Annotated in this window: 13 protein-coding genes; 6 read left to right on the top strand and 7 right to left on the bottom strand. The window is 62.7% G+C overall.

The features are described 5' to 3' along the window. Positions 1-39 precede the first annotated feature (39 nt). The 3 genes from ACPQ6D_RS15220 to ACPQ6D_RS15210 all read right to left on the bottom strand — a co-directional run bounded on the left by ACPQ6D_RS15220 (position 40) and on the right by ACPQ6D_RS15210 (position 3,736). The gene (locus ACPQ6D_RS15220) at positions 40-1,293 is read right to left on the bottom strand and encodes a nucleotidyltransferase domain-containing protein (RefSeq protein ID WP_423225195.1); all 1,254 of its coding nucleotides are present in this window, start codon (positions 1,291-1,293) and stop codon (positions 40-42) included. Between the two features lie 12 nt (positions 1,294-1,305). Next, positions 1,306-2,316, bottom strand: a complete 1,011-nt coding sequence (locus ACPQ6D_RS15215; RefSeq protein WP_423225194.1) for an RpnC/YadD family protein — start codon at positions 2,314-2,316, stop codon at positions 1,306-1,308. Between the two features lie 178 nt (positions 2,317-2,494). Beyond that, positions 2,495-3,736 carry a Kelch repeat-containing protein gene (locus tag ACPQ6D_RS15210; RefSeq protein ID WP_423225193.1) on the bottom strand — a complete coding sequence of 414 codons (1,242 nt, stop codon included), beginning with the start codon at positions 3,734-3,736 and terminating at the stop codon, positions 2,495-2,497. A gap of 360 nt (positions 3,737-4,096) precedes the next feature. Here ACPQ6D_RS15210 and pruA point away from each other — a divergent pair, with 360 nt between their 5' ends. The 4 genes from pruA (at position 4,097) to ACPQ6D_RS15190 (ending at position 7,074) form a co-directional block, all read left to right on the top strand. Further along, complete coding sequence (gene pruA, locus ACPQ6D_RS15205; protein WP_423225192.1) at positions 4,097-5,656, top strand: L-glutamate gamma-semialdehyde dehydrogenase; 1,560 nt, start codon at positions 4,097-4,099, stop codon at positions 5,654-5,656. A 111-nt stretch (positions 5,657-5,767) separates the two neighbouring features. After that, complete coding sequence (locus tag ACPQ6D_RS15200; RefSeq protein ID WP_423225191.1) at positions 5,768-6,298, top strand: dTDP-4-dehydrorhamnose 3,5-epimerase family protein; 531 nt, start codon at positions 5,768-5,770, stop codon at positions 6,296-6,298. A gap of 33 nt (positions 6,299-6,331) precedes the next feature. Beyond that, entirely contained in the window at positions 6,332-6,748 is a 417-nt protein-coding gene (locus ACPQ6D_RS15195) for a XisH family protein (protein ID WP_423225190.1), read from the top strand. Continuing rightward, entirely contained in the window at positions 6,736-7,074 is a 339-nt protein-coding gene (locus ACPQ6D_RS15190) for a XisI protein (RefSeq protein ID WP_423225189.1), read from the top strand. Before ACPQ6D_RS15195 ends, ACPQ6D_RS15190 begins: the two co-directional genes overlap by 13 nt. Here the strand turns inward: ACPQ6D_RS15190 and ACPQ6D_RS15185 are convergent. The 4 genes from ACPQ6D_RS15185 to ACPQ6D_RS15170 are packed head-to-tail and all read right to left on the bottom strand — an operon-like array spanning position 7,071 to position 10,332. Next, positions 7,071-7,709, bottom strand: a complete 639-nt coding sequence (locus ACPQ6D_RS15185; RefSeq protein WP_423225188.1) for an ABC transporter permease — start codon at positions 7,707-7,709, stop codon at positions 7,071-7,073. The two genes, ACPQ6D_RS15190 and ACPQ6D_RS15185, sit on opposite strands and share 4 nt — an antisense overlap. Positions 7,710-7,711: 2 nt before the next feature. Further along, positions 7,712-8,686 (bottom strand): ABC transporter ATP-binding protein, encoded by a 975-nt coding sequence (locus ACPQ6D_RS15180; RefSeq protein ID WP_423225187.1) that lies wholly within the window; start codon positions 8,684-8,686, stop codon positions 7,712-7,714. A gap of 56 nt (positions 8,687-8,742) precedes the next feature. Next, positions 8,743-9,648 carry an ABC transporter substrate-binding protein gene (locus ACPQ6D_RS15175; protein ID WP_423225186.1) on the bottom strand — a complete coding sequence of 302 codons (906 nt, stop codon included), beginning with the start codon at positions 9,646-9,648 and terminating at the stop codon, positions 8,743-8,745. 33 nt (positions 9,649-9,681) lie between these two features. Then, positions 9,682-10,332: an ABC transporter permease gene (locus ACPQ6D_RS15170; RefSeq protein WP_423225185.1), complete on the bottom strand. Its 651-nt coding sequence runs from the start codon at positions 10,330-10,332 to the stop codon at positions 9,682-9,684. A gap of 231 nt (positions 10,333-10,563) precedes the next feature. Here ACPQ6D_RS15170 and ACPQ6D_RS15165 point away from each other — a divergent pair, with 231 nt between their 5' ends. Together ACPQ6D_RS15165 and ACPQ6D_RS15160 are read left to right on the top strand one after the other, a co-directional pair. Next, positions 10,564-11,433 carry a metallophosphoesterase gene (locus ACPQ6D_RS15165; protein WP_423225184.1) on the top strand — a complete coding sequence of 290 codons (870 nt, stop codon included), beginning with the start codon at positions 10,564-10,566 and terminating at the stop codon, positions 11,431-11,433. A 47-nt stretch (positions 11,434-11,480) separates the two neighbouring features. Then, on the top strand, positions 11,481-14,606 hold the full coding sequence (locus ACPQ6D_RS15160) for a hypothetical protein (RefSeq protein WP_423225183.1): 3,126 nt from the start codon (positions 11,481-11,483) through the stop codon (positions 14,604-14,606). The last annotated feature ends 35 nt before the right edge of the window (positions 14,607-14,641 follow it).

Raw genomic sequence — 14,641 nt, 5'->3', positions numbered from 1 at the left:
CAGGGAAGATGACAGAGTGAAGATGACCGGTGGGAAGCGTTAGGAGCGGAATTGACTGAGAGGGAGGTACTTGCGGAGAACGTCGCTTCTGTTGCGCAGGGCCAGGCGAGCCGCGCGGGTCATGAAGCCGCCTACGATGCGCAGGGGATGAACGACGAGCGCATACGCATAGGCGTGGATGGTGCTGTCCAGGGCATAGTTGGTTTTTTGCCAACGCACGCCAGGAAAGAGGCGCTGGCGCACCCAATTGAAGATGCCGGGCCAGGAGTCAATCACGGCGACGTTCAGCACGCGGCCGGCATCTTCCTGGGACGGAGCCACGTCCACGCTCAAGATCAGTTCCAGGTCAACCAGGCGCTGCAGCAGGTGTTGACGCCACGGCGGCGGCGCTAAGGCCTGCAATGTCGAATCGGGAACAGCCGCGCCCAGCAAATCTCGCGCCAACTGCAGGGCCAGGAAAACGATGGCTTGCGCCTGATAGGCATGCGCGCGCGCCGTCAATTGCTCCCACTGGATATGCTGGCCATGGGCGGCTGCCATCCAGGCAATGTCAACGTAGCCTGGCAGTCCGGTGAAGCCGTGGTGCATGGCGCGGTGCAGACAGAGGTGGAGCAGCATGTCTTCGATGCAAAGCTGGACGACCGGTTGATTCGCCACGGTCAGCGGCTGCGCGCGCAGCCACAGCGCATCGCTGTCCACCTTGAGCGGCGCGGTGAAGTTCCAGTGATGAACCAGGCTTTGATGAAACTCGAGGGCGAGCGTTTCCGTGTGCGTGCCTTTGGCGAACGACAGCTCTCCGTTGAAGAATTCATCGTCGAGCTGCGCGGCGGCCGTCGTGGTGTGATAGCCAAGCGGCTGGAGCGCCTCACAGACCCGCGGCAGGTCCGCTGCGTGCACCAGGATGTCAATATCGGTCATCGGGCGCAGCCCAACGTCGGGGTAGGTTGTCTCGGCCAGGACAACGCCCTTGAGCAGCAGCGGAACCACGCCATGGGCGTGCAACGCAGCCAGCACCGGTTCTAGTTCTGCGTTAAACAGCAATTGCCGACGCACCGACGCGTAGTATTCCTCGCTCAGATGCTGGCGCACCTCGGCCGGGACCAAATCAAGCATCCCTTCATGGCGCAGTGTGTAGAAAAGCAAGGGCGCCAGGTTGGCCGACGTGGCTCGCGCAGAAAGAGCGGCCCAACCAGCCCCATCGAGGCCGTGCAGGCTGCTCAAGTCGTGCGGCGGTGGGCGGACGGCCATCAACAGAGCATGGTCGGGCAGGGCAAGCGTTGTCAGTGAAAACATGGTTCGAACCGCCTAGTCTCCGCCGGTTGGCTCGGCGCTGTGGCCCGCGATCGTGGTTTCTAGCTGAGACTGGAATTCATCCAGGGTATTGGCGCGAATGATGGTTTCTAAGAGGCGCGGCAGGACGCTCACATCGCGCACCTGACGCAATCGGTGTTCCAGGCGTTGATAGGTTTGAACCGGAGGGTTGAAACGAGCGGTCACCGCAGCCAACACGGCAGCGCGCAATCCTTCTTCGACGCCCTCGCGGCGTCCTTCTTCGACGCCCTCGCGGCGTCCTTCTTCGACGCCCTCGCGGCGTCCTTCTTGACGCCCTTCGCCAACGCCCTTCTCCCAACTTTCCTGACGAATCCGACGCAGGTAGGGCGTGTCCAATAGTTCCATGTCAATCATGCGCTCAATCATTTTCAGCACCCCTTCGTCCCCAATCAGGTTGATCAATGCCGTCAGCAGCTCACTGCGCTGCTCGCCATCGGGGACAGCTTGAATTCTGCCAAGCACCATAGGGACAATCCGCTCTGGTTCCGTCAAGCGCATCTGCCCCACGAGCGCCAGCAGGGCCGGCTTGTCCATCTGCAGCACCGCATCAGCCTCAAGTTCCCATAGGCGAATGACATCGTAACGCCAGGCCAGGCTAGGCTGATCCATAAAATTGGTGAGGGCATATTCGCCAGTATCACCTGCGCCTGCACCTACACCCACGTAGAGAACAACGCTCTGCAGGCTCAGGCTGCCCTGCGGTGCCCGCCGCCCCCACTCATGGCGGGCTGTGCGGCTCATGTAGTCCAACATACGCCAGGGCATAGGGGCTGCACTGCGCTTTCCCTGAAGCTCGATATGCAGCAGCCCCATATTGCCATCTTCGCTCACAGCCTCGAAGAGCAGATCACTCCGCTGGCGTGAGGCTGGCAGCTCGATAGTCAAGGTGCGCACAGAGCGTAGCCGCTTGCCCAGCAGCCACTCGGCGAAGGTCTCTTTGTATGTCAGAATCAGGCTTTTGAGCGGATTATCAGTGTCGGTCACGGGAGTTACTCCTGGCTGTCTCCACCGCAGGTTGAAGTCTACCTCAGGGCTTACGCTGTGTCAAACCGTCGCCAAAGGGCAGACATCCCAAGTAAACGAGGCGCAGCCCTCGCCCACGGCTGCGCCTCGTCAATTCTGTTACACGATACACGGCGCTGATGCGCGCTGAGAGGTGGTCTCAGGCGCGCGGCGCGACGCGGCGACGCTGGACCCACAGCAGGGCCAGGATCAGCAGCAAGCCGCCAACCACCAACCCCAGGGTCATATCCGAACCACGGGCGCTGAAGCCGCCCAGCCCCACAGCCGTGGGCGCAGAGTAGGTAATCATGTAGGTCTCGGTGGTGTTCGTGCCCACGTTGACGCCGGTTGGTGTGTAGCCGCCGCCAACCCACATGCGCCCACTGGTCGCGTTGTCTACGATGAACGCGCCGGCATGGTTGCGCCGCGCCGCATTGAGACTTGCGAAGGTCGTCCAGCTATCGCTGGCGCCATCATACAGGAAACTGTCTGTCAATGTCGTCTGCGTCTGGTCCCACTGGCCGCAGCCGGCCAGCACAATTTTGCCGGCCAACGACCATCCGGAGCTCGTGTCGAAGGCGAATGCACGCGACTCATCGCAGCCCGGCGCGCCTGAAGAGGGCAACGGGATTGAGGCCTTGGCCTGCCACCCCGCGCCCAGGTTGGCCGGATCTAGCATCAGCACATCAGCATAGGCGGTGAGAGAAGCGCCGTCAAAGGTATCTCCGCCGATCGAGTAAACCTTGCCGTTCAGGACAGCCCCGGCCTGGTATGCGCCAGGCGCAGGCAGGTCCGGCCCAGCGGTCCAGCGGCTGCCCGCCGCCGCCGTGGGGTTGAAGACCCACGTTTGGATGCCGGTGTAAGGCGCCGTGGTGCCGCCGCAGAAGCCGCCCCAAGCATAGCCCTTGTTGCCCACCGTCACCACGCCGCCGGGGAAGATCGCGGCGCCATTCACCGTGCCGGCAAACGGGTCAGTCGCGAGCACCGCGGTCGTGTTGGTGTCGGGATAGTACACCTGAACGGTTGTCGTGCATGCGCCGCCGCTGTCACGACCGCCAAAGATATACAAACCCGTACCGTTGGCGTCGGTCAGCTTGGCGATGGTGTAGTTGGAGACGGGCACTGGCATATCTATGCCCGTGTCGCTCCAGGTGTCGAGAGCTGCATCGTAGACCCAGATGCTGCCATCGGTCGTGCCGGCCCCGTCCGTGCGGAAGCCAAGCAGATACATCTTGCCGTTGTAGAACTCGGTGTCGAACCGCACAGCGACGGCCGGCAAGTTGGTGCTGTAGACCCACGGGCCGTCTGCCGGGGCGCTAGCCGACACGCCCCACGCGGTAGTCAGGGTCGCCAAGAGCGCACACAAGACAATGAGGGTAAACAAGCGACGAGTACGTTTCACGAGAGTTGCTCCTTTCCCAATGAACTTGGGCAGCCAGGGCGAGGCAAAGGAAGCGTCGGGCGGTGAGCTGCCCCAACCACCGCGGACGCAGGCCGGTCTTGGCACGCGCCAGAACCAAACACGAACGAGGAAGCGACCGACCAACAAAGAAACGGGACGCAAATCAGGGGACTGCGGGGCCAGACACCAAAACAACACACGTAGCATACCACGAGGTCACGTGCCTGTCAACAGCGATTCTGCGCGCGCACTTGTTTGACTTTTTATGCCAACCTGATAAGATTCTAGCGGCCGATGGCAAACTGTCTCTGAACAGGCATTGGCAGTCTGCGTATCACGCATCAACAAGGAGGTTGATTCATGCTCGCTCCCTTTCGTAATGAACCCTTGACCGACTTTAGTAATCCGACCCAAATCAAGGCTTTTGAGGCCGCGCTGACCACGGTGCAGTCATGGCTAGGTCGCACCTATCCGCTGGTGATTGGCGGCGAAAAGATCTACACCGATGAGACGTTCGACTCGCTCAACCCCGCCGACCCCAGTCAGGTCGTGGCCCGTTTTGCCCGCGCCACGCCAGAACATGCCAACCGCGCGGTGGAGGTGGCGCACGATGCTTTCAACGAATGGCGCAAGGTGCCCTACGAGACACGCGCACGTTATCTGTTCAAACTGGCCGAGCTCATTCGCAAGCGCAAGCACGAATTCAGCGCCATCATGGTCTACGAAGTCGGCAAGAGTTGGCCCGAAGCGGACGCCGACACCGCGGAGACGATTGACTTCTGTGATTTCTACGCGCGCCAGATGCTGCGCCTGGGGGGCGCGCAACCGGTGGAACCGTTTGCCGGTCGCGACGCCGAGCTGCGCTACATCCCGCTGGGCGTTGGTGTGGTCATTCCGCCGTGGAATTTCCCCGGCGCGATCATGGCCGGCATGACGACCGCCAGCCTGGTCGCCGGCAACACGGCGGTGCTCAAACCGGCCAGCACCTCCCCCTGGATTGCCTGGTTCCTGAGCGAAATGCTCTATGAAGACCTGCGTCTGCCGCCAGGGGTGCTCAACTTCCTGCCCGGACCGGGCGGCAAGATGGGCGATGCGCTGGTGGATCATCCATTGACGCGCTTCATCGCGTTCACGGGATCAAAGGAGATCGGGCTGCGCATCTTCCAGCGCGCGGCTGTGCTGCAGCCAGGCCAAAAATGGCTCAAGCGCACGCTGCTGGAGATGGGCGGCAAGGACGCCATCCTGGTGGATGAAACCGCGGACCTGGACGCGGCCGCGCAGGCCATCGTCGCGTCCGCATTTGGCTTCCAGGGCCAGAAGTGCTCAGCCTGCTCGCGCGCGATCCTGGTGGAAGAAGTGTACGATGAGGTGGTAGATAAGGTGGTGCGCCAGGCAGAAAAGATCACTGTTGGCCCTACCGTGGATCCCAGTCATTGGATGGGGCCGGTCGTGGACGCCAAGGCGTATGCCAAGATGTGGGAGTATATCGAAATCGGCACCCAGGAAGGTAGGCTGCTGCTGGGCGGCCAGCCCCTCAAGCACAACCCCACCAACGGCTACTTCGTTCCGCCGACCATCTTTGGCGACATTGACCGCAATGCCCGCCTGGCGCAGGAAGAAATTTTTGGGCCGGTCCTGGCTTGCATCAAGGCCAAATCGTTCGAGGATGGGATGGATGTGGTCAACGGCACCGAGTACGGCTTGACCGGCGCCATTTTCACCCGCCGCCGCGACCGCCTGGAGACGGCACGTGAGGACTTCCACGTGGGCAACCTGTACTTCAACCGCAAATGCACCGGCGCGCTGGTCGGCGTCGAGCCGTTCGGCGGCTTCAACATGAGCGGCACCGATTCCAAAGCCGGCGGCGCGGATTACCTGCTCCTGTTCACGCAGGCCAAAGTCATCAGCGAAGCGCTTTAACTAACTATAGAACGCTGAACACGGAATGCTGAACACTGAACACGCTCTACGACATTCAGCGTTCAGCATTCCTAATTGCTAATTCGTCATTCATCATTTCTGCGAGGTTCCATGTCACCACATCAACTCGCTGTGCGCGTCCGCGCCACGACGGAAGGGATTGGCCGCGGAGAGCCGCAGCCGCACCTGCAAGGCGTCATGCTGAAGGAGTTACACGGGGATGGCGACGACCGCCAGATCTTCCGCGAAATCATCCGCAGCACGGATGAGTTTTTCACCGAAGGCTTCGGCCAGCTCAGCTATGCGCTGATGTACCCCGGTTCGGCCAAGGCCTGGCACCTGCATCAGCAGCAGGTGGATTGGTGGTATGTGCCCATCGGCGCGCTCAAGCTGGCCCTGCACGACCTGCGGCCAGACTCGCCCACCTATCAGCAGACGCAAGAGATTCTGCTTGGGCCGGATTACGGGCATCGCGTCGTCAAGATTCCGTCTGGCGTCGCGCACGGCTGCAAAGTGCTAGGCGGCGTCACCCACCTGTTCTACGTCACCTCCAATGTGTATAACCCTGCCGACGAAGGTCGCATCCCGCATGACGATCCGGGCATTGGCTATGATTGGCGGGCCTTGCCGCCCATCAAGTAGGTGCATCGTGTCTCCATATTGGTGGAACTAAACATGCCAGCTAAAGATATCATTCATCGAGCCGTCAGAACTGCTCTCGAAAAAGACGGATGGGTAATCACCGATGATCCCCTGTTCGTGAGTTTCGCCCAGGTTCAAATGTATATTGACCTCGGAGCAGAAAGGCTGCTTGCCGCCGAGAAAAACGGCCACAAGATCGCGGTTGAGATCAAGAGCTTCCTGGGCTCATCCGCTTTGTCAGAGTTTCATCTGGCGCTAGGTCAGTTCCTGAGTTACCGGTTGGCGTTGGAAACACAGCAACCTGATCGTACCTTGTATCTGGCTATACCTTCCGATGCTTATCATGGGTTCTTCCGACTGGAGTTTGGACAGATGATTGTCCAACGGTACCAAATCCGGCTGATTGTGTTTGATGTGCAAAACGAGGTGATATACAAATGGCAACCATAAGCGACGAATACCGGACTCGTATCCAAGAATTACTCAGGCAGTATGCCAGTCAGCCTCCCTCCGCACTTGGGATTGAAATGCAAACCGTGTTCGATACAATAAATGACCACTATCAACTTGTTAACGTTGGATGGTTGAATAATCATCGAATCTATGGCTGCGTACTACATCTCGACATCATAAGCGACAAGATATGGATTCAGCATAACGGGACCGAGATCCCGATTGCTGAGGAACTGGTGGCCCTGGGCATTCCCAAGGATCACATCGTGATCGGCTTTCATTCTCCGCCGATGCGTTTGTTGACGGAGTATGCGGCCAACTAGACGATGCGTTGGCTGCCGTCCGTTTCGTGGCGCAGCCGGCGCGTGACGAGACGCAGGCTCTGTTCGAAGAGGATGGCGAGGAAAGCGACGGCCAGGACGCCGGCCCAGATTTTGTCGCTGTAATCCTGGCTGATGCCTTCACGAATCAGCGCGCCGAGGCCGCCGGCGTCGAAGAAGGCGGCCACGGTGGCAATGGCAATCGTGGAGATGGCCGCGATGCGCACGCCCGCCAGGATGATGGGCAGCGCCAGCGGCAGTTCCACCTGCCAGGTGATTTGCCACACGCTCAACCCCATCCCCCGCGCGGCTTCCAGCACGGCCGCATCCACGCTGCGAATTCCCACCACCACGTTGCGCACCAGGATAGCCTGGCAGTAGACCACCAGCGCCACGATCGTCGGCCAGAAGCCCAGGCCCATGACGGGGATCAACAGCACCAGCAGGGAAACACTGGGGATGGTGTAGAGCACGCTGAGAACGCTCATCACCGGACCGTACACGCGCGGCCGCCGCGCAAGGAAGATGCCGAGCGGCAGCGCGATGGCCACGGCCAGCAGCAGCGCAACCAGCGTGATGACCAGGTGCTGCTGCATCGCGAGGAGGACTTTGGTCGGATTCTTGAGCAGGTACGCCATGGTCAACGCGCCAGGGAGTCTGAGCGGCGAAGGTGCGCGCGCACCGCGGCCAGATCGGCTTGACCCACCAGCGCGCCAGCGGCGTCTGCCACCGGCAGCGCGTCGCACGCGGAGCGCAGCAAGCGGGTCAAAGCGTCGCTCATCGAATCATCGAGGCTCAGGGTGTCGTCAGCCTGCGCGGCCGTGGCTGGCTGCAAGGGCTGCACGATGTTGCGCACCGTGACCAGGCGCAGCAGGCGCATCAGGTGGCGCGCGCCGATCAACTGCGCGACGAAGTCATTTGCCGGCTGCGTGATGATGTTGAACGACGAATCGTACTGGATGACCCGGCCGCGGTCCATAATGACCAGCTTGTCGGCCAGCTGCAGCGCCTCTTCCACATCGTGCGTGACAAAGAGCACTGTCTTGTGGGTGCGCTGCTGCAGGGCCAAGAACTCTTCTTGCAACCGTGAGCGGGTGATGGCATCCACCGCGCCGAACGGTTCGTCCATCAACAGGATATCGGGGTCCGCCGCGAGCGCGCGCGCGATGCCCACGCGCTGCTGCTGCCCGCCCGACAGTTGCGCGGGATAGCGGCCGCGGTACTCGGCAGGCGTCAGGCCCACCAAGTCCATCAGCTCCTCAACACGCTGCTGTACGCGGCGAGCCTCCCATCCCAGGATCGTGGGGACCGTGGCGATGTTCTGCGCCACGGTCCAGTGCGGAAAGAGGCCGATGTGCTGAATCACATAGCCGATGCGCCGGCGCAGATCGTTGACGGGCAGCGTTTGCACATCCTGCCCTTCCACAATCACCCGCCCCAGCGACAGCTCGATCAGGCGATTGACCATCTTCATCAGCGTGGTTTTGCCCGAGCCAGACGTGCCTAGAATGACGACGATTTTGCCATCCGGAATCTCCAGGCTGACGTCATCCACCGCAGGCGCGCCCGCCTCCGCATACCGCTTACTCACATGGTCAAAGATAATCGCATTCATCCGATACTTATCTTTCGTTTTGGAGTGCGGCGACACGTCGCCGCACTCCAAAATATCTACTTCACCAAGCCCTTTTCCTTCAAGAACGCCTTCGCCACGGCCGTGTACTCCTGTTTGTCGCCGTCCACTTTCCAATTCATCGTGGACAGAGCCTCGTTGGTCAGGAAAGGCGCCAGCTTGTTCAGGACATCTTTGATCTTGGGATAGGTCTCCAGGATTTGATTGCGCACCACAGGGGCCACCTGGTACGGCGGCCACAGGCCCTTGTCGTCTTCCATCAGAACCAGCTTGTACGCGCTGATCTGGCCGTCGGTGCTGAAAGCAATGACCGCGTCGGCCTGGCCGTCCTGGACCGCCTTGTACTTCAAACCGGGGTCAAACACCGTCAGGCTCTTGAACTCGAAACCGCCGTAGAGCTGCTTGAGCCCAGCCAGTCCATCTGGCCGCTGCTCAAAGTCGGGAATCGCGGCAAAACGGATATTGGGCGCTGCGGCCGCCAGGTCCGACAGTGTTTTTAGTTTGTACTGCGTGGCTGCGGCCTGCGTCACGGCAATCGCGTTCGTGTTGTTCATCGGCGCCGGATCGAGCCAGACGAGATTCCATTTGCTCTTGTAGTCTGCGGCGGTGCGATCGAAGACCTGCTTGGGGCTTTCGACCTTATCCTTGATACCCAGAATAAAGAGATAGCCGGTGCCGGTGTATTCGGGATACATGTCAATCTCGCCCTTAGTGAGCGCTTCCTGCGCCACCTGCGTGCCCGCCAGGTTGAGCCGGCGCTCCACAGGGATGCCGTTTTCCTCCAGGATCAGTGCATACATCTCGCCGAGCAAAAGCTCTTCCGTGAAGTCCTTCGAACCGATCTTGACCTTCGGCCCGGTCGGCGCGGCTGGCGCGGCCGCGGTGCAGCCGCTCAAGGCCAGGACGACAACGACCAACAACACGACCCAACGATACAGCTTCATGATATTCCTCCGTGTGATTCCGAACGATCTAACCTACTGATGAAATGCGTGCCGCACAACCACTTCCAAACGGCTCAGACTGACCTCGGCGGCCAAGGTCAGCACAGCCACGGTGATAGCGCCAACGAGCATGAGGTGCAGATACGCTGGCCCCAGACTCAGCCCGGCAAAGATGTATTCGCCCAAGCCGCCCGCACCGATGACCGCGCCCAGGGTGGCGCTGGCAATGACCTCTACGGCTGCGGTGCGCACGCCGGTGACGATGACCGGCAGCGCCAGCGGCACCTGCACCTGGCCGATAATCTGCCAGCGGCTCAGGCCCATGCCGCGCGCAGCCTCGGTAATCGCTGGGTCTACGGCGGTGATGCCAGCCTGCGTGTTGATGAGCATGGGCGGAAGCGCTAGAATGGTGAGCGCGATCAGCGCAGGCCGAAAACCAACGCCGATGATGGGCAGCATGGCGGCCATGATGGCCAGGCTGGGCACCGCACGCAGCGCGCCGATTCCGTTCGTCACCACCAGGGACGCGCGGCGGCTCTGGGCGCTGAGAATGCCCAGCGGAACCGCAACCGCCAGGGCAGATAGCAGCGCCATCCCGCTCAGGGTTAGATGCGCGCCCGTCTTGGCCCAGAAATCTGGCTGATGCCCCAGGATGTACTGCCATGTTTCTAGTAAAAGCTGCATAGCGTGCGCTCAGCGTCGGTGGACAACGACCCATCACAGCGCCGGTTCGGAGGCCGGCGGGAGCAATTCGCCCAGGACATGATTCTTAGTCTATAAAGGTTATGTTTTTGTTACACCGTTTGACGCCGCCGCCGCTGGAGTTGTCACACACCGTGACGCCAATCCAACTCCCCAACGGCACAATGCCGCTGCAGATTCTGATATGGTACAATGCGTCTGAGGATTCTGACTGTGAACACCAAACCGCAACGTTCCCTGCATTGGCTGGGCGCCCGCACGTGGGCCATCTTGCGCAAGGCTGGCATTGCCTCGTTTCATGCCGGCTTCATGACCTTCGGTGGTCTGCGCTATGCACGACGCCATTGGGGCCTCGATTGGGTTGAGATCGTCTACCTCGACCTGCCGCTGCCGCGGCTGGCGCCCGAATTCCGCGGCTACCGGCTGCTGCAAATCAGTGACATTCACATGGACGGCTGGATGACGCAAGCCCGCCTGGCTGCCATCGTGGACCTGGTCAATCGGCAGCAGCCCGACCTGGTGGCGATCACCGGCGATTTCGTGACCTATGCCCCGCAGCGCTTTGTGGCCGATCTGCGCGTGGCCCTCGCGCGCCTGACGCCCGCCGATGGCGTCGCCGTGGTGCTGGGTAACCATGATCATCGCGAGCGGCCGGAACTGCTGCGCCACATGTTTCACGAGCTGGGGCTGCTCGATCTGAACAATGCCGTCCACACCCTGCGCCGCGGCCGCGCCTGCCTGCACCTGGCCGGCGTGGATGATGTGCGGGCCGGCGCTGCGCGGCTGGACGACGTGTTGGCCCAACTGCCCCCCACCGGCTGCGCCATTCTGCTGGCGCACGAACCCGACTTTGCCGACACGGCGGCCGTCAGCGGCCGTTTCGATTTGCAGCTTTCGGGTCATTCGCACGGCGGTCAGATTGTGCTGCCGTACATTGGCGCGCCTATTTTACCACGCATGGGGCGCAAATACCCCGCCGGCCGCTACACGGTGCGCAATATGACGCTGTACACCAACCGCGGCCTGGGCGTCATCCCGCGTGTGAACTGCCGGCCCGAAATCAGCGTCTTCACCTTGCGGTAGCGCCACATGGGAAAGCCCGGCGCGCGGAGAGAAATATGAACCGCACCATGTCCAGGAAAACGGTCGCCAGCCTCGTCCTCTGCTTACTGCTCAGCGCGTGTCGTCCGTGGGCGACGCCCACGGCGACGCCGCAGGCCGTTGCCACGCCGCTGCATCCGCCAGAGGCGCGCGAGCTAACCGCGCTGCCAGCGCCGGCGCCCACAGCCGCTTTGACCGTCGGTTCGCCGCCTCCCCGCTCGCCCACGCCGACCGCCACCGTCAGCCTCTCGCCCACGCCGACCGCCACTGCCAGCCGCTCGCCCACGCCAACGCCGGCGGTGCTGACGATCGCCGAACGCGACCTGGGCGCACCTGGGGTGGGCGACGCGTACAGCCCGGCCGATTTGGCGGTTGACGCGCCACGTTCCCTGGCTTATGTTTACTGCCTGCGCGGCCCGCAGCAGCGACCCGTCCTTGCCGTGGTTGACGTCGCGAAGGAGCGCGTGACGCGGCTGTGGCCCCTGGCGCCGTTGACAGGCCAGGGCGGCGGCCAGCTGCTGCTGACGCCTGACGGCGCCACGATCTTCGTGGTTGACCGCGAGGCCCAAATCCTCGTGAGCCTCAATCCGTTGACCGGCGAACTCGGTCATCGCCTGGATCACGCGCGCCTGGCCGCGCTGAGCGCCGACGGCGCGCAATTGATCACCGCCAACGCGCAAAGCCTGGCTGCCTATTCCAGACAGGCGCTGGCCGGGGCCGACAATCCCGCGCCCCTCTGGAACCAAAACCTGGCGCAGGTTGATGATCTGGCGCTCAATGGCAACCGCATCCTGGTCAGTCGCGGCGGCGCCCCAGGCCAACTGCAGGTGTTCGATGCCGCAAACGGCCATCTGCTGGCCGCCGTCTCGTTGCCCGATGCTTACCTCAGTGGTCTGGCTGCGCTGCCTGATGGCGGCTGGGCCGTGCGCACCAACGGTTCGGCGGCGCGGGTGCAGCGCTTCAGCGCCGATTTGCAGCAGGTCATCACCGCCACCGTCCCCAGCGGCAGCGGCCTCTTTTTCGATGCGTTGCGCAACCGTCTGCTGCTGGGCGGTTACCGCTACGGTGCGCAGAGCGCCGGCAGCAGTCAACCGGTTATTCAGGCGCTCGATGCGTCCAACCTGGCCGTGCAAACGGAGCAAGCCTGGCCAAATCAGGAACCGCCTGAGATTTTTGCCCACGTGAACAGCTACCGCATGCTTGCGCTGGCGCGCGCGGGCGCGTCACACCTGGACATCCTCGACCCGAAGACCTTGTCTGCGCCGGGGCGGCTGATCGTGGGCGTGCGCTTGCTGGATCTGGCCCTGGACGAGGCCAACGCCACCCTCTTCGTCGCCGATGACCAGGATCGCATCCACCTGGTCAACCTGGCAACCGGCCGCGTGCGCGCAGTGTGGAAAGGGCGCGCGCCCATCGCCCTCGACCGGGTCAACCACCGTCTGTATGTCAATCGGCCGGCGACGCTGGCGCTGATGCTCGATAAGACCGACCCGCCGTTCAGCGCCACGCTAGAAGCCTATATCGCAGCGTTGGACAGCAACAGCGGCGACCTGCTCGCCACCTTCCCGCAGACCGGGATGCCCGCGGCCGATCCGGCGCGCGATCGGGTTTACATCGCCCAAAATGGAATCACGATCTACACGCGCGCCGGCGCGCGCGTGGATGAGCTAAAGGCCACGTTTCCCACGCCGCACGGTTTCAGCCCCAACCCGGCCGCTTACGGCGTGCTGGTTAACCCGGTCAGCGGCTATGTCCTGGCGCTGATGAACAACGGCGTACCTGGCTCGAACAACAGCAGCTACGTGCAGCTCTTTGCTCCCGGCAGCCAGCAGCCAATCAGCGCGCCCGGCTATTTCAGCTTCATCACCGACATCGTCTTCGCGGCCAACGGCGATGCCTACCTCAGTTACAGCATCGCCAAAAACCAGGAGGCCCTCCAATGGCTCAACCCCACCGGCCAGGAGCGCGGTCGCCTGGGCGGCTTAACCGGGCGTTTGGCGCTGGATGACAAGGGGCAAACGTTGTGGGCCAGTTTTGACGCCAGCCTGGCCGCGTTGAAAACCGATGCGTTTGGAATGCAAGGGTTCTGGCAGGGGCCGGCGCAGGCCGAGCAGTTGATCTATGATGCTGGCCGGCGTCAGTTTTACGCCCGCTTCGCGGAAAGTCCGCGCGTGGCCGTGCTGCCGATTGCCAGCCTGGCCCCGCAGGTGATACGTCCGCAGGCGCTGTCCGGCTGGCCGACAGAGGGACTGAGCGCGCAAGACCTGGCGCTCGATCCAACCGGGCGTTGGCTTTACGTCAGCGCCGGCAGCTCCGTCTACCGCACGCCTGATGGCCGGCGCTGGGAGCGTCTCGATTTCGGGGGGACTGCCAGCTTTGGCTATCTGGCGGCGGCCGCGCCGGGCGTCCTTTTTCATACCAGCGTCGCCGGCGCGGACGGCGGCGTTGGCGTCTACCGCAGCCGGGATGCGGGCGCGACCTGGGAACTGCTGGCGGCCGGCCTGAGCGACCTGCGCGGGGCGCAGCCGGTGGCCGCACGCAGCGCCGACGAGGCCTATTTCGTCAGCCGGACGACTGGCCTCTATGCGTGGCAGCCGGCCGCGCGGCGCTGGCAGCAGATCATGGCGCCAGAAAACGCCTATTCCAGCCTCGGCGCGCTGACGCTGGCGCCGGACGGGACCCTCTTCTTGTCGAACTATGACCGACTGCGGCGCAGCAGCGATCACGGCGCCACCTGGAGCGAGATCAAGATGCCGCTGGCAAGCGGCGCGCTGCTCGGCTTTGCCGCCAGCTACACCACGACGCAGACGGTCTTCGGCCTCTTTGGCAATGAGCCGCCCAGGCTGTTCCGCGCAACCGATGGCGGCCGCACGTGGACGGCCGTGGGCGCGGGCTTGGCGCTGCCGGCCTTTGCCGGCAACGTCGAGCTGCTGGCCGCGCCAGAGGTGCTGTATCTCTACCGCGGCGACTACGGGGGGCAGAGTGAGCTTTTCCGCTCGCTCGATAACGGCGACACCTGGCAGGCTGCGGCCGCCGCGGCGGTGCAGGGAACGACCCAGGCCGCGCTGGCGCCCGATGGCCGCCTGTGGTTCAGCCGCCAGGACGGTTTGCGCGCCCTGGCGCCGGGGAACATCGCCTGGCGCGCCATGCCGTGAGCGGCGACAGAATTTGCAGCGGCTGACCGCTTGTA

The sequence above is a fragment of the Candidatus Amarolinea aalborgensis genome (genome assembly GCF_900491745.1).
Taxonomy (GTDB): Bacteria; Chloroflexota; Anaerolineae; order SSC4; family Amarolineaceae; genus Amarolinea; species Amarolinea aalborgensis.
The sequence above is the reverse complement of the archived record's forward strand: the minus strand, read 5'-3'. Positions and strand labels throughout refer to the sequence as shown.

Excerpts from the sequence above, each read along its gene's own strand:
- ACPQ6D_RS15220 (WP_423225195.1), bottom strand. The coding sequence starts at position 1,293 with ATGTTTTCACTGACAACGCTTGCCCTGCCCGACCATGCTCTGTTGATG.
- pruA (WP_423225192.1), top strand. The coding sequence starts at position 4,097 with ATGCTCGCTCCCTTTCGTAATGAACCCTTGACCGACTTTAGTAATCCG.
- ACPQ6D_RS15200 (WP_423225191.1), top strand. The coding sequence starts at position 5,768 with ATGTCACCACATCAACTCGCTGTGCGCGTCCGCGCCACGACGGAAGGG.
- ACPQ6D_RS15195 (WP_423225190.1), top strand. The coding sequence starts at position 6,332 with ATGCCAGCTAAAGATATCATTCATCGAGCCGTCAGAACTGCTCTCGAA.
- ACPQ6D_RS15190 (WP_423225189.1), top strand. The coding sequence starts at position 6,736 with ATGGCAACCATAAGCGACGAATACCGGACTCGTATCCAAGAATTACTC.
- ACPQ6D_RS15185 (WP_423225188.1), bottom strand. The coding sequence starts at position 7,709 with ATGGCGTACCTGCTCAAGAATCCGACCAAAGTCCTCCTCGCGATGCAG.
- ACPQ6D_RS15180 (WP_423225187.1), bottom strand. The coding sequence starts at position 8,686 with ATGAATGCGATTATCTTTGACCATGTGAGTAAGCGGTATGCGGAGGCG.
- ACPQ6D_RS15175 (WP_423225186.1), bottom strand. The coding sequence starts at position 9,648 with ATGAAGCTGTATCGTTGGGTCGTGTTGTTGGTCGTTGTCGTCCTGGCC.
- ACPQ6D_RS15170 (WP_423225185.1), bottom strand. The coding sequence starts at position 10,332 with ATGCAGCTTTTACTAGAAACATGGCAGTACATCCTGGGGCATCAGCCA.
- ACPQ6D_RS15160 (WP_423225183.1), top strand. The coding sequence starts at position 11,481 with ATGTCCAGGAAAACGGTCGCCAGCCTCGTCCTCTGCTTACTGCTCAGC.